Origin of the sequence: Polyangium jinanense (genome assembly GCF_028435265.1) — a bacterium.
GTDB lineage: Bacteria > Myxococcota_A > Polyangia > Polyangiales > Polyangiaceae > Polyangium > Polyangium jinanense.
The window spans coordinates 331,173-344,633 of the sequence record NZ_JAGTJK010000004.1; the positions used below are offsets into that span (position 1 = coordinate 331,173).

The 13,461-nt window shown below is 68.2% G+C and carries 12 protein-coding genes; 2 read left to right on the plus strand and 10 right to left on the minus strand.

Features of this window, described 5'->3' with window-relative positions:
- Positions 1 to 136: 136 nt before the first annotated feature.
- Complete coding sequence (locus KEG38_RS12255) at positions 137 to 829, plus strand: hypothetical protein (protein ID WP_272419562.1); 693 nt, start codon at positions 137 to 139, stop codon at positions 827 to 829.
- Entirely contained in the window at positions 826 to 1,653 is an 828-nt protein-coding gene (locus KEG38_RS12260; protein ID WP_272419563.1) for a class I SAM-dependent methyltransferase, read from the plus strand. Before KEG38_RS12255 ends, KEG38_RS12260 begins: the two co-directional genes overlap by 4 nt.
- On the opposite strand, the gene KEG38_RS12265 is transcribed toward KEG38_RS12260, so the two are convergent.
- From KEG38_RS12265 to KEG38_RS12310, 10 genes are all read right to left on the minus strand, one after another.
- A complete protein-coding gene (locus tag KEG38_RS12265) occupies positions 1,654 to 3,057 on the minus strand; it encodes a COG3014 family protein (protein WP_272419564.1) in 1,404 nt (467 codons plus the stop codon).
- 1 nt (position 3,058) lies between these two features.
- Positions 3,059 to 3,679 carry an LpoB-related protein gene (locus tag KEG38_RS12270; RefSeq protein ID WP_272419565.1) on the minus strand — a complete coding sequence of 207 codons (621 nt, stop codon included), beginning with the start codon at positions 3,677 to 3,679 and terminating at the stop codon, positions 3,059 to 3,061.
- A 13-nt stretch (positions 3,680 to 3,692) separates the two neighbouring features.
- Entirely contained in the window at positions 3,693 to 6,221 is a 2,529-nt protein-coding gene (gene leuS / locus KEG38_RS12275; protein WP_272419567.1) for a leucine--tRNA ligase, read from the minus strand.
- Between the two features lie 121 nt (positions 6,222 to 6,342).
- Positions 6,343 to 7,773 carry a hypothetical protein gene (locus KEG38_RS12280; RefSeq protein ID WP_272419569.1) on the minus strand — a complete coding sequence of 477 codons (1,431 nt, stop codon included), beginning with the start codon at positions 7,771 to 7,773 and terminating at the stop codon, positions 6,343 to 6,345.
- A complete protein-coding gene (locus tag KEG38_RS12285) occupies positions 7,770 to 8,384 on the minus strand; it encodes a 3-hydroxyacyl-ACP dehydratase FabZ family protein (RefSeq protein ID WP_272419570.1) in 615 nt (204 codons plus the stop codon). Before KEG38_RS12285 ends, KEG38_RS12280 begins: the two co-directional genes overlap by 4 nt.
- The gene (locus tag KEG38_RS12290; RefSeq protein ID WP_272419571.1) at positions 8,381 to 9,340 is read right to left on the minus strand and encodes an ACP S-malonyltransferase; all 960 of its coding nucleotides are present in this window, start codon (positions 9,338 to 9,340) and stop codon (positions 8,381 to 8,383) included. The genes KEG38_RS12285 and KEG38_RS12290 overlap by 4 nt, the downstream gene beginning before the upstream one ends.
- A gap of 2 nt (positions 9,341 to 9,342) precedes the next feature.
- A complete protein-coding gene (gene fabG, locus KEG38_RS12295; protein WP_272419572.1) occupies positions 9,343 to 10,092 on the minus strand; it encodes a 3-oxoacyl-ACP reductase FabG in 750 nt (249 codons plus the stop codon).
- Positions 10,089 to 11,138 carry a glycine cleavage T C-terminal barrel domain-containing protein gene (locus KEG38_RS12300; protein WP_272419574.1) on the minus strand — a complete coding sequence of 350 codons (1,050 nt, stop codon included), beginning with the start codon at positions 11,136 to 11,138 and terminating at the stop codon, positions 10,089 to 10,091. The genes fabG and KEG38_RS12300 overlap by 4 nt, the downstream gene beginning before the upstream one ends.
- The gene (locus tag KEG38_RS12305) at positions 11,125 to 11,427 is read right to left on the minus strand and encodes an acyl carrier protein (RefSeq protein ID WP_272419575.1); all 303 of its coding nucleotides are present in this window, start codon (positions 11,425 to 11,427) and stop codon (positions 11,125 to 11,127) included. Before KEG38_RS12305 ends, KEG38_RS12300 begins: the two co-directional genes overlap by 14 nt.
- Positions 11,424 to 13,454 carry a beta-ketoacyl-[acyl-carrier-protein] synthase family protein gene (locus KEG38_RS12310; protein ID WP_272419576.1) on the minus strand — a complete coding sequence of 677 codons (2,031 nt, stop codon included), beginning with the start codon at positions 13,452 to 13,454 and terminating at the stop codon, positions 11,424 to 11,426. Before KEG38_RS12310 ends, KEG38_RS12305 begins: the two co-directional genes overlap by 4 nt.
- Positions 13,455 to 13,461 lie beyond the last annotated feature (7 nt).

Here is a 13,461-nt window from a genome sequence, read left to right on the forward strand (position 1 = left end):
GTCCGAGGCGCCGTTCGAGCCGAGGACGGCCCCTCCGCTGGGGACGGCGCCCTACGAACGTTCAGGGGGCCCCTGCAGCGCGTCCGTAGGCGGCTCGGCTTGCGAAAGCGCGACGCTGTTGATAGCTCCTGTCTTCGTGCAAGACCGCTCTTCGATCGAAAAGTCTCTGAACGCGCTCTTCGACGCCGAGCGCACGGTTCGCCGCCTGCACGACGAGCTCGCCGACAAACCCGAAGGTACGCTCCTCGACGTGCTCACCGACGCGATCGCGGCTGCTCTCAAAGAGAGCGACGAGGACGAGTCAGCGCTGCGGCTCGTGCGGACCGCGGCGCTGCTCGGCGAGCTCCAGGGGCCGCGGGTCGTCGACGCGATGATCGACGTCCTCTCGTCCGAGCACCCGGAGGCGCGCCGCGCCGCGGGCGAACAGCTCGAGGAGCTCAGCTTCGAGCGCTTCAAGGAGGTCGCGCTGGGCGTCGAGCGCGCGCTCAGGCGTTTGCCCGTCGGCTCGCCGGCGCTGCCCGAGCTCCCGTACATCCTCGCCGAGGTCCCCGAGCCTGGCGTCACCAAGGTGATCGGCCAGTTCTTGAAGCACGGCGATGCCGATGCGGTCGCGGCGGCGATCGAGGCGCTCGTGCAGATCGGCGACCCGGCTTCGGCGCGGCTCATCGAGGCGCTCGTCGACGACACGCGCACTGTCGAGCTCGAAGAGGACGGCTCGGATGCGACGACCGAGGTCACGATCGGCGAGCTCGCCGAAGAGGCGCTCGAGATGCTCGAGGCCGTGGGTGACGACGACGAAGGGAACGGCGGGAACGGGAGAGCTTCGTGAGCCTCGGGACCCCGCTCACGGGAGCGGAGGCCGCGGTTTTCGACACGTCCGTCATCCCGCGGTACCTCGCGTATTTCGGCACGTCCGCGGTGGAGATGGTCATCCCGTATTCGTCGGCGTCCGTGGCCGACATCGGCTGCCGCACGGGGTACGTCGAGCCCATGCTCGCGGAGAAGCTGCCGGGCGCGAACATCGTCGGCGTCGATCCTTCGCCTGAAGCGCTCACGCTCGCGCGCTCGAAGGCGTCGGAGCTTTCGGGTGTGAATGTGAGCCTCGAGCTCGCGACGGGCATGCCGTTGCCGCTGCCGGATGCGAGTTTTACGCACGGCCTGCTCGTGCATCCGGTCGTGAGCGCGCAGGCGCGGTATGCGCTGCTCGCCGAGCTTCGGCGCATCCTCGTCGTGGGCGGGCAGGGCCTCGTCGCGCTGCCCGTGCGCGGCTCGTTCCCCGAGATCTACGACATGCTGCGCGAGTACGCGCTGCGGCAGGACCTCGCGGATTTCGGCAAGGCCGTGGAGGTCGCGGCGGCGAGCCGTCCGACGATCGAATCGCTCTCGGAGGAGCTCGAAAAGGTCGGCCTCGGCGAGGTCGACGTCGATGTGCAGCTCATCGGCGTCGCCTTCAACAGCGGCAAGGAGTTCCTGGAGGATCCGATCGCGCAGATGATCGTCTTCCCCGACATGCGCGCACTGCTCGAAGCCGACCCGAGCGGCGTCGAGGCCGGCTTCCGCTACGTGAGCGACGCGATCACGAAGTACTGGTCCGAGGGCTCCTTCGAGCTCACGGTCAACATCGGCTGCGCGAGCGGCCGCCGCTTCGAGTAGTCAGCGCAGCACGAAAAACGGCACGAGTGCCCAACCGCCCGCGTCTACTTTGACGTCGAACGTTCTGCGTTGACCCCGCACCTCGAGCGTGACCGCATGTTTCCCCGCGGGGACACGCGTCCTCGTGATCGCGATCCGCGCCGGCAGGGTCGACCAGCTCCGCGTGTCGGGCGTGTCGAGCGCCGACATCGTCAGGCTCGTGGCGAAGCCGAGCAGCATGCCCACGGCTTCCGCGCTCCCGTCGCGCCGCTGCCGATCGTCCTGCGCTGCGTTGATCCCGGCCGCCGTCGCGCCGGCCACGGCCACGCTCGCCGCCGTACGCGCGAGCAGCCGCGTGATCGCCGCGAGCACGAGCGTTCCCTCGCGCTTGTGCCACGCCGATCGAACCTCGCCTTCCACGTCGAGCGCTTGCTCCAGCGGCAAGATCTCCTCGCCGATCGAAGCCTTCGGCGTCTCGTAACCTCCGCGGCCCTGACCCAGCGTGGGATAGTTGATCCACGCCACCGCGCCCTGGAGCACGAGCGAATCGACCTCGCGACGCTCCATCGGTGACAGCTCGTGCCCCACGATCTGCATCGCCATCCCGATCGGGATCCGCACCGGCGTCTTCGGCGGCACCCGCCCGAACCCCACGACGACCAGGAGCTCCGCCTCGCCCGTCTCCTCCACCGGCGCCAAAGGCTCCGCGCCCTCCACGAGCGCGTCGACCGCCTCGTGTATCGTCGTCTTCTGCCCGCGCGTCAGCACGCGCAGCGGATCGCGCAGCGACTTGTACCGCGCGTACGCGAGCGCCTCTTCGTAATGCAAGAGCGCCTCGTCGCGTTGCGTCGACTTCTCGTACGTAAAACCGGCGAGGTAACTCCCGAGCCCGAGCAGCGCGCCCTCGTCGCCCAGGCTCTCGATGTACTTCTGCATGACCACGAGCCGCCGCGCCTCCACGCGCGCCCCGTTGAGGTCGTGCCGCGCGAGGTAGCTCAGCATGTTGAGCGTGTTCAAGAGGAGCTTCTCGTACGCCGGCGCCTTGTACGCCCCCGCGTCGTCCGAGAACACGTAGCGGCCGAGGTCTGCCGCTTTGCTCGTCGAGAGGTCGAGCACCTCGATGGCCTGATCCGCGGCGCCGAGGTCGCGCGAGGCCTGCTCGTACTTTCCCATCGCGAGGTGGATGCTGCCGCGGTCGAGCAAGAGCAGCGCCTCGTCCTGCTTGACGGGCGGGATCTCGCCCGGCGACTTCACGCCGAGCTCTCGATCGAGCGCGGCGACGGCTTGTTCCATCGAGCCACGATCGAGCGCCGCGAGCGAGTCGCGGACGCGCACCTCGTGCCCGGCGCAGCCCGCGTTTCCGAGCGCGCCGAGGGCGAACGTGATCACGCAGGCGGCGCGCCGGAGGCCGAGGAGCGGGCGCACATCAATCCTGGTTGATGAGGGCCTTCGTGAAGGCCGCCTTGTTTTGCCAGCGGACCGCGCTCGTCTCGGTCTCGATGACCTGCATGAACATGAAGTATTGCACGCGCCGCCCGCCGGCCGTGCGCTCGTCCGAGGTGTAGACCTTGCCGGTCATGTAGTACTTCGCGCCGAGCTGACGGCCGTACTGAGCCGCGTGGTTCGGATCGAACTGGCCGCCGTGCTGCCGCTCGACCTCGGCGATCATCTGGTTCTGCCGTTCGCGGCTCACGACCGTGACGAGCTGCGAGTTCACCATGAACGTCTCGGCGTCCGAGAGCACCGCCTGGAGCTGGCTGTCCACGTGCTGGCTCGTCTCGTTCAGCATCGGGAAGATCGCCAGCGTGGGCTTGTCGCCCGCATCGGCCCAGGCCTTGGCGAGTGGCGAGGCCACGAGGTGCTTCATGTTCTCGTGGAGGAGCTGCTCCATGTCGCGTTTGTCGATGCCCGTGCTCATCGGCGGGTCATCGAGGCCCTCGACCTCCGAGCCGCGGACGAACACGGGGTCGCTCGCGCAGCCGACGACGAGCGGCGCGAGCAGGAAAGCGACGGCGGGGACGAGGCGAAGGAAGCTTCCGTTTTTCATGGTGATGTGACGCTCAGGCAACCACGAGATTCACGATCTTTCCGGGTACGTAGATGAACTTCTTCAGGGTCTTGCCGGTCGTGAACGCAGAGACACCCTCGGCTGTGAGCGCGGCGTTACGGGCCTCGTCTTCGCTGGCCTTGACGGGCAGCGTCACGCGGCCGCGGACCTTGCCGTTCACCTGCACGGCCATCTCGATGACGTCGTCGACGCAGAGCGTCGGATCGAACGTCGGCCAGGCTTCGAGCGCGATCGAACGCTCGTTGCCCCACAGGCGCCAGACCTCTTCGGCCACGTGCGGCGCGAATGGCGAGACGCAGAGCAAAAGGCCCTTCGCAGCCTCGCGCGGCAGCTCCTTCAGCGAGCCGAGGTGGTTCAGGAGGACCATCATCGCAGAGATCGCCGTGTTGAACGAGAGCGACTCGATGTCCTCGGTGACCTTCTTGATGGTCTTGTGCACGAGGCGCTTCGTGGCGTCGTCGATGGCGTCCACGAGCGGCCGGCCCGTGAGGATCGAGAAGATGCGGTCGCGGAAGCGGACGACGCCCTGGATCTGCGCGGATTGCCAGGGTTTCACCGCTTCGAGCGGGCCCATGAACATCTCGTAGAGGCGCAGGCAATCGGCGCCGTAGCCCTTCACGATGTCGTCGGGGTTCACCACGTTGCCGCGGGCCTTCGACATCTTCTCGCCGTCCTCGCCGAGGATGATGCCCTGGTGGACGAGCTTCAGGAACGGCTCGGGGTGCCTCACCTTGCCGATGTCGAAGAGCACCTTGTGCCAGAAGCGCGCGTAAAGCAGGTGCAACACGCCGTGCTCGGCGCCGCCGATGTAGAGGTCGACGGGCATCCAATCGTCGTAGGCCTTCTGGCTCCACGGCTCGGCGTCGTTCTTCGGATCGGCGAAACGCAGGTAGTACCAGCACGAGCCAGCCCATTGCGGCATCGTGTTCGTCTCGCGCGCGTACCACTGCCCGTCTTTCTGGAAGAACCTCCAATCGACGGCGCGGGCGAGCGGGCCCTGCGGGTCTTCGCCGGGACGGAAGTCGACGAGATTGGGCAGGCGCAGCGGCAGCTCGTTCTCGGGCACCGCGATGGGTTTGTCGTAGCGGATCACATGCTCGTCGCCCTTGCGCGGGTCGCCGGCCGGATCCTTCATGTCGACGGGGAAGTAGACCGGGATCGGCTCGCCCCAGTACCGCTGCCGGGAAAACACCCAGTCGCGCAGCTTGTACGTGATCTTCGGCGCGCCTTTGCCCAAGGCGACGAGCTCGTCCACGATGGCGCGTTTTCCGTCGGTGGACTTGAGCCCGTCGAACTTGCCGCTCCGCACGAGGATGCCCTCGTCGACGTAGGCCGCGTCGAGCGAATCGTGGAGCTTGCCGTCGGGGCTCACGACCTCGATGACGGGCAGTTCGAACGTCTTGGCGAACGCGAAGTCGCGCTCGTCGTGGCCCGGGACGGCCATGACCGCACCCGTGCCGTAGCTACCGATGACGTAGTCCCCAACCCAGATCGGCACGGCCTGGCCCGTGAGGGGGTGGATCGCCATCGCGCCCGTGGGCACGCCGGTTTTCGTCTTCTCCGAGGTGCGGTCGAGGTCGCTCTTGCTCGCGGCGGCCTGCATGTAGGCCCGGACGGCGGGGAGCTTTTCGGCCGAGGTGATCTTCTCGACGAGCGCGTGCTCGGGCGCGAGCACGACGTAGGTACACCCGAGCAGCGTGTCGGGGCGCGTGGTGAAGACGTCGATCTTCGCGCCCTCGAATCCTTGGACGTCGAACGAAATGGTCGCGCCCTCGGATCGCCCGACCCAGTTCCTCTGCATGCTGACGGTGCCCTCGGGCCAGTCGACGAGCGAGAGGTCCTCGGCGAGGCGGTCGGCGTACGCGGTGATGCGCAGCATCCACTGGCGCAGCGGGGTGCGGACGACGGGGTGACCGCCGCGCTCGCTCTTGCCGTCGATGACCTCCTCGTTGGCGAGGACGGTGCCGAGGGCGGGGCACCAGTTGACGAGGACCTTGTCCTGATAGGCGAGGCCGCGTTCGAAGAGCTTGACGAAGATCCACTGGGTCCAGCGGACGTAGTTATCGTCGATCGTGCCGAACTCGCGCTCCCAGTCGTAGCTGAAGCCGAGCATCTTGAGCTGGCGCCGGAAGGTGTCGATGTTCTTGCGCGTGGTCTCGGCGGGGTGGGTGCCGGTCTGGATGGCGTACTGCTCGGCGGGCAAGCCGAAGGCGTCCCAGCCCATCGGATGCAGGACGTCGAACCCCTTCATGCGGCTGTACCGGCAGTAGATGTCGGTGGCCGTGTAGCCCTCGGGGTGCCCGACGTGGAGGCCCGCGCCCGAGGGATAAGGGAACATGTCGAGCACGTAGCGCTTCGGCCGACCTTCATGGCGAACGGCGCGGAAGACGCCGGTCTCCTCCCAGAAGCGCTGCCAGCGAGGCTCGGCCTCGGCGTGAACGTAACGAGCTGGCTCCTGCGCGGCCGGAGCGCCGTCCGCAGGCGTGCTCGGCGAGGTCGTGTTCGCGGTGGGGGACGTCATGGCGACCGTACGATTAGCACCGACACGGCGCGTGTGTCAGCGGGCGGGCGCCCGGAGGCGCGGCGCGCGAGAGAAGCGGGAAAGAACGAGGCGGTAGGGACGCACGAAGCGCCGGCCAGCCTCAACGCGGCGGCGACGGCCTCGCCAGCGCAAGCTCCGCCGCCACCCACCGCCGCAAGATCTCCGCGTCCTCTGCCCGCGCGACCCGCGCTTCGAGCCTCGGCTGGGTCATCGCCGCGGCCAGCTCCTCCGCGTCGAGGGGCCTCTTTTTCGCGCCGTCGATCACGATGAACAGCTTCCGCGCCGCCTTGTCGACCACGAGGCAAGCCCAGCCGGGCCCTTCCTCTGCGTGGACGAGCGTTCCGGCGATCACGCTGTCGAAGGGCGTTGCCGTTCCGTCGTGCATCACCCGCATTCGCTCACCGTCGTCGGCCAGGTAGGCGTGATATCGGCCGTCGGCGCTGAACGTCAGATCGCCCGCCCATGCGAAGGGCCTCTGCTCGCGCCCGTCGATCACAACGAATCGCGTCCCGCGGCTCGCGGCCACGTATCCGAATTTCGCCCCGCGCCGCGCGAAGACCGGCCGATCCACCGCGTCATAGGCCGGACCCTCCTGCCCATTTTCGACGATGTGCCAATCGCGCCCGCGCCGCGCCGCATACGCCAAGCGCCCGCCCTCGCCGCCGAAGACCAGGCTCCCGGGCGCGATTTCTTCGTACGGCGGGCCCTCCACGCCATCGAGGACGATGACCTCACCGTCCGCGCGCTTTCCGGCATACGCCACGTGCGCGCCGTCGTCGCTGAAGAGCACTTCCGAGATGCGGGCATACGGCGCGGATTCGACGCCGTCGACAGTCACGCGCCATTGCCCGTTGCGCTTCGCCACATACGCAAATCGACCCCTGCGCGGCGCGAGCGCGTGGTACGCGATCGCCTCCGCGGGCGCCGATTCACGCCCGTTCATCCAGAAAAACGCCTCCTCGCCGCGACGCCCCGCGTGCGCCACCGCGGCACCGTCCTCGCTGAATCGTAATGCGCCGATGCCGTCGTAGCGTGGTCCGGGGGTGCCGTCGATGATCGCGCGAACGAAGGCGCCTTGCCGCGCCACATAAGCGAAGCGGCCGCCGCGTCCAAAGAGCAGCGTGCCTTCCAGAATGGCATCGAATGCAGGCCCGGGTGTTTCATCCAGCACCACGAACCACGCGCCTTTTCGCTGCGCCGCGTACGCCACGTGCGCGCCGTCCGGGCTCAGGACGACCTCGCCCAATCCGTCGAAGCTCGGGCCCGCCCGCCCATCCACCACGAGCGACCAGCCCTTTTCCCGGCGCGCGGGGTAGGCGAGACGGCGACCGTCCGCGCTCCAGACGAGTGATTCGATCCCGATGCCCAGATACTCCGCGCCGTCCACGCCATCGACGCGCACGCGCTGCTTGCCGGAGCTCTCCAGCACCTCGATGTGGTGCCTTCGATCCGGGCTATGGCCCAGCCAAACCACGGACGGCCCGCAGCCCGCCAAAAAGAGCAGGGCGAGCGAGAGAGCAACGGGCTTCATCCGAAAATCGGCGCGGGCAGCGGCGGGATGCTGCGCGTGCTCGTCATCACGCCCTTCGCCACCGTGCGCCCCTCCACGCGGGCCTCGACCTCGTACCGCGCGAGGTTTTCCATGAGATGCGATTGCGAAACGATGTACTCGAGCCGCTGCCCGGCGAAGACCGGCTGGAGCAACTTCACGTCCACCGACGCGCTCATTCCCACGTGCAGATTCGAATGCGTCTTCAGCGACTCGACGAGCGCCGCCGAGACCTCGGGCTTGTACCCCGGTTGCAGCCGATATCCGAGCGCCAGATTTTGCAGGGCCTCGATCACTTCGTTCGGATCGTGGCCCTTCGCTTCCCACGCATCCTGATACGCGGCGATGATGCCGAGCAGGTTACTGCTTTGACCGAGCCCCTCGATCGTGTACACGCCGGGCCAGAGGTGCAGGCCGGGGAAATGGCCCTCGAAGACGGGCTCGTTTGCCGAGATGCAGCGCGCGGCGCGCAAGGTCGGCCGCGGCGTTCGCTCGTACGATTCGATGACGTCGACCATCGAGAACGGGCGGCGGTGCGGGATGAGCAGGTTGATGACGTCCGCGCCGAGGGACAGTCGCGCGCTCGTTTTCATGAAAGGCTCCACCGCAGCGCATCCACGGTGCGCCGGAGGTCGGTCGCGTTTTCGGTCGTGTGGACTCGCACCTGCGTGCCCAGGTTCGTCCGGACGAGCGATCGCAAGACCGCCCCCGGGGCCATGGTCACGAAATCGGTGACGCCGCGGGTTTTGAGCGTCGCCATGACGTCGGTCCAATGCACGGTATGGACGAGCTGGCCGGCGAGCAGGCGCGGCACGAGCCCCTCCTCGGCGAGGTTTCCGGTCGCATTGAGCACCATGGGCACCTGCATGGCCCCGCAGTGCGCGCGCGTGAGCGCCGCTTCGAGCTCGGGGACCGCGTCCTTCATCGATTCGCTGTGCCAGGGACCTGCGACGGGCAAACGTTTCGCGCGGAACCGTGTGTCAGGATGGTCGACCTTGAACGCATCGAGAGTATCCTCCAGGGTCTTCAGCAAGACGTGGATGGTTTTCTCATCGCCGCTCACGACCAGTTCATCGGGTGTATTCGACGCCGCGACCTCGAGCCCGCAACGCGCGAGCGCGCGCTGGAGGATCCCTCTCTCGCTCATCGAGAGTCCGGAGAACGCGAACATTGCACCCGGGTGCCGCGCCGCCTCCTTCGCCATCAGCCGTCCGCGGAGCGCCGCAATCGTGATCGCATCCTCGGGCGTGATCGCGCCCGTCGCGGCCCAGGCCGCAAGCTCACCGAGGGAATGACCTGCCACGACATCGGGCTTGACCCCCGCGGCCACGAGCTCTGCGTGCACGAAAAGCCCGATCGCGGTGACCACCGGTTGCTGGACCTCGGTGCGCTCGAGCGCCCGCCCGCCTCTCGCCAGGAGATCGGCCGTCGCAATGCCAGCCGCTTCCGCTGCGCGATCGAGCATCTCGTTCCCGCGCAGCTCGCTCGCTGCGAATGACGCAGCGGCGAACAAGTCTTTCGCGCCCTGACCCGGAAACAGAAACGCCACCGTCACAACGTGAGCCCCCCATCCACCACGAGCGCCTGCCCGATTACGTACGAAGCTTCCTCTGAGGCCAGAAACAAGACCGCCCGCGCCACCTCGTCGCCCGTCCCGAAACGCCCGAGCGGAATCTGAACGCGCGCCTTTTCCGCGATCCGTTTGTCCAGGCGCTTCGCCATTCCCGTGCCGAGCAGCCCCGGCACCACGGCATTGACCCGGATCCCGCGCGGCGCGAGCTCGGCCGCGAGCGTGCGCGTGAACGCGAGGATCGCGCCCTTCGAGGCCGCGTAATTCGATTGCCCCGGGCTCGCGTGCTGGCCCGCGACCGAGGCGACGTTGACGATCGCGCCCCGCCGCTTCGCCATCATCGGCCGCACCACGGCGCGGCAGCCGTGAAAGGCGCCTCCCGCATTGACGCGCATCACCTCGTCCCAGCTCTCCTCGGCCATGAGCGGGAAGAGCTCGTCTGCCGCGACGCCTGCATTGTTGACGAGCACGTCGATCGCACCCCGCGCGGCGAGCGCGTGCTCCACGGCCGCGTTCATCGACGCTGCGCTCGTGACGTCCATCGCGAGCAACGCGCCACGCCCGCCGGCCTCTTCCATCGCGCGGAGCGTCTCTTTCGCCTCGTCCTCGCGCGACCGGTATCCGACGAAGACGAACGCCCCCTCGGCGCCGAACGCCGTCGCGATGCTCCGGCCGAGGCCCCGGGAGGCGCCGGTCACGATCACCGTGCTGTCTTCGAATCGCGCACTCATAAAGGCAACACGAACGGCGGCATCTTCGACATGTCCCGGTCACGATAGCTATGCCGTTGCGGGCTCACGTACAGGCTGCGGTTGTTGATGAGCGGCGCCGAGACGGTGCGGATCGGCCGGCGCTCGCCCGCGCTCCGGACTTCGTAGCGGTCGATGCCCGCGTACGCATAAGGCCGATCGAGCAGCAACAATGCCACCCATTCGCTGCGGATCACCGAAAATCCGGATACGAGGACATGGCCGATCCGCTGATCGTCCAGAAAAACCTCGTCCCCCTCGGCCACGGGCGCGCCGGCGACGGCCCACACGACCCGCGCCTTCGCGCCCGCCTCGCGCCGCGCACGCAGCGCCGCGGAACCCACGTATTCCTTGCGGTACGAGACGCGCCATTGCAGGCCGAGCTCCAGCGGCGAGAGGCCGGCCCGGCCCTCGCGCCGGATGTTGAAGAATCCATTTTCGAGCGCGCATTGATCCAGCGCAGGCAGGCTCGCGAGCGCGAGGTCGAACGCCGCGCCCTCCCTGAGCAGCGATTCGCGTACGGTCTCGATTTCGCCCGTGGGGATCAGCAAATCATACCCGTACTCGCCGGTTTTCCCCGACCGGAAAAACACCGCGTCGTCGGCGCGGTAAAACGCGAGGTACGGAAGGCTCCCGACGTCGGGGCCGAGCACGGTCGTGCAGAGCTCCCAGGCATACGGCCCGTGCAAGGAGAGGAGCGTCCCGTCACATGGCTCGACGGTCGCCTCGACGCCTTCAGGAAAACGTTTTTCCAGGAACGCGACGAGCTCCTCGGGCGACGGCCCCTCGGCAAGCAAAAAGAACGATTCGTCGTCGCGGGCCACGTGGATGTCCGCGAACGGGCGGGCCTCCTCGTCGAGCAGGAGGCTCGGGCGCATCTGGCCATCCTGCAAGAAGAGATCGCAGGCGACCACGTGATCGAGCGCCTCGTACGCGCCTTCGCCCTCGATGCGCAGGCACGTGACGTGATCACCCGCGGCGAGCGCCACGCTCGTGCGCAAGGCGCGGATCTCGTCATCCATCGACATCGTCCGTCCTCCCGTGGGCGAGGGCCAGGTCGACCAGCGTATTCACGGTGCGCATGGCCGGTCGTGACAAACCTTCGTGAGGCAGCTTCACGCCGAGCTCGGATTCCATGCTGACCAGAAGCTCGACCGCGTCCACCGAATCCAGGCCGAGCCCCGTGCCGAAGAGCGGCGCGTCGGGGTCAATTTCGTCGGGCGCGCGGCTCACGTGCAGACGTTCGACGAGGATCGTGCGCACCTTGTCGAGGATACGCTCGCGACGCTGGATGTACCGGGCAAGCTCGGGGTTCATGCGGCTCCTTTTCGGCTGAAGACGACGGCGGTCGCAGCGGTGCCGCCCGGGTCGGGGACCAGCACGTGCTCCCAGGTCCCCCGCAAGATCGAAGCGACGGCGAATGCGCAGCCGAACATGGCTGCGGCCCCCGGCGCGGGGCCGAGCACGGGCGTGACGTCCGGCATCACGAAAACGTCTTTTGCGTCGACCCCGGCCATTCGAATGGCGAGGCGCGTGGCCTCCTCCACGTCGCCCGGACCAGCGAGCCCGAATCCCGCGAGGCGAACGGTCTTCGAGGTCTCGGACGCCGGTGTTTTGCCGAGGACGAGGCACGCCGCGCCTTCGCCCTCGTGCGCGTCGGGTTCGACGGAGACACGCTCGTCGACGCCGGCCGCGAGAAGCAGATCGACGTCGGAACGCGTCGCGAGGTGCAATGCAGCATAGATGAGCGCGACGAGGCCGCTGCCTTCGCCCGTGGTGAGCGTCGTGGTCGGTCCTTTGAGCGCACAGAGCTTCGTGCACGTCCCCGCGGACGCATTGAGGACCATACGCGTGAACGCCGTGGCCGAGAGCCGCACGAGCCCACGCTCGCGAATGCTTTCCCTGAATTCGCGCTCGCTCTCCGTCGAGGCGCGCGTCGTGCCGACGAAGAGCCCCGCCCGGTCGCGTTTCGCGCCGCGAAGCGTGATTCCCGCGTCGGCGAGCGCGAGCGCCGCGGCGGCCGAGAGGTACCGCGAGGCAGGATCCATCCCGCGCCCATCCGCGGTGGGAATCAGGTTTTCGATGCGAAACGTAGGCGCGCGGCGGCGGAGCGGCACGTTCGCGGCGAGCGCGGCCCCGAGCGCGTCGAGATCCATCCCGTGCGGGCCCACGGCGGAGGCGCCGAGGACCAGCACTTCGGCCTTGGTTTGTCTCGGAGCAACATGCTCCGCCCTGCCTACGATCACGGCTGCATTCGCTCCCCCGAACGCGGAGTTGTTGCAAAGCGCGCGCTCGATGCGGGCCACGCGGGGCCGGTCGCCGGCGACCGGATCCGCCGGAGAGCGCGGCCGCGGTTTTTCGTAATGCAACGTGGGAGGGATCTTGTCCTCTGCCATGCCGCACAGGGTCGCGATGAGCTCCAGCACGCCCGCGGCGCCCTGGGCGTGGCCGAGAAAACTCTTCGTCGAGCTCACGGGCAAACGCGCCACGCGTTCGCCGAACACCTGCTCGATGGCGCGGTATTCGGCGGCGTCGTTGGCCGCGGTACCCGTGCCGTGGGCATTCACGTAATCGATACCCTCGGCCTCCATCCCCGCATCGAGGAGCGCGCCTCGCAGCGCGCGCGCGACGCCGGCGCCCGTGGGGTCGGGCGTGGTGGGATGATAGGCGTCGGCCGAGAGGCCATACCCGAGCATCGTCGCGAGCACCCGCGCGCCCCGGGCGCGGGCCTCGGCACCACGTTCGAGCACCAGAAACCCGGCGCCCTCGCCCAGCGTGGTTCCCACGGGCTCGCTGAACGGCGCGCATTTCGAGGGGCAAAGCAGCCCGAGCGCGTGAAAGCCGGCAAAAATCTCCGGCGTGAGCTCGTCCGTGCCGCCGGCAATGGCCAGATCACAAAGCCCCGCTTCGAGCAGATCGCGGCCGAGCCCGAGCGCGTTGGTCGAGGAGGAGCACGCCGTCGAAACGGTGAGCGTCGGCCCCTCGATCCCGAGGGCACGCGCGACCTCCGCGGCGACGAGGTGCAGTCCGTCCACGTGCATGCCGAGGCTCGTGCCGAGGATCAGGGCCACACGGCGCGCCGCAATGCCACCCGGCCCGATCTGCAAGCCGGCATTCGCGAGGGCCTCACGCGCGGCGGTCGTGGCGAATGCGATGCACAGATCGCCCGAACCCGCCCCCGGCACCATCCCGCCGAGCGACACGGAAAAACCTTCGGTCGAGAATCGCTCGATCGGGCGAATCCCGTCGTGGCCCTCCTCGATGGCGGCCCACAACGCGGGCGCGGTCGCGCCGAGCGCCGAGACGGCGCCCATTCCCGTGATCGCAACCGGGAGGCTCTGCATTGGCGAG

Excerpts from the sequence above, each read along its gene's own strand:
- KEG38_RS12270 (WP_272419565.1), bottom strand. The coding sequence starts at position 3,679 with ATGAAAAACGGAAGCTTCCTTCGCCTCGTCCCCGCCGTCGCTTTCCTG.
- leuS (WP_272419567.1), bottom strand. The coding sequence starts at position 6,221 with ATGACGTCCCCCACCGCGAACACGACCTCGCCGAGCACGCCTGCGGAC.
- KEG38_RS12280 (WP_272419569.1), bottom strand. The coding sequence starts at position 7,773 with ATGAAGCCCGTTGCTCTCTCGCTCGCCCTGCTCTTTTTGGCGGGCTGC.
- KEG38_RS12285 (WP_272419570.1), bottom strand. The coding sequence starts at position 8,384 with ATGAAAACGAGCGCGCGACTGTCCCTCGGCGCGGACGTCATCAACCTG.
- fabG (WP_272419572.1), bottom strand. The coding sequence starts at position 10,092 with ATGAGTGCGCGATTCGAAGACAGCACGGTGATCGTGACCGGCGCCTCC.
- KEG38_RS12300 (WP_272419574.1), bottom strand. The coding sequence starts at position 11,138 with ATGTCGATGGATGACGAGATCCGCGCCTTGCGCACGAGCGTGGCGCTC.
- KEG38_RS12305 (WP_272419575.1), bottom strand. The coding sequence starts at position 11,427 with ATGAACCCCGAGCTTGCCCGGTACATCCAGCGTCGCGAGCGTATCCTC.
- KEG38_RS12310 (WP_272419576.1), bottom strand. The coding sequence starts at position 13,454 with ATGCAGAGCCTCCCGGTTGCGATCACGGGAATGGGCGCCGTCTCGGCG.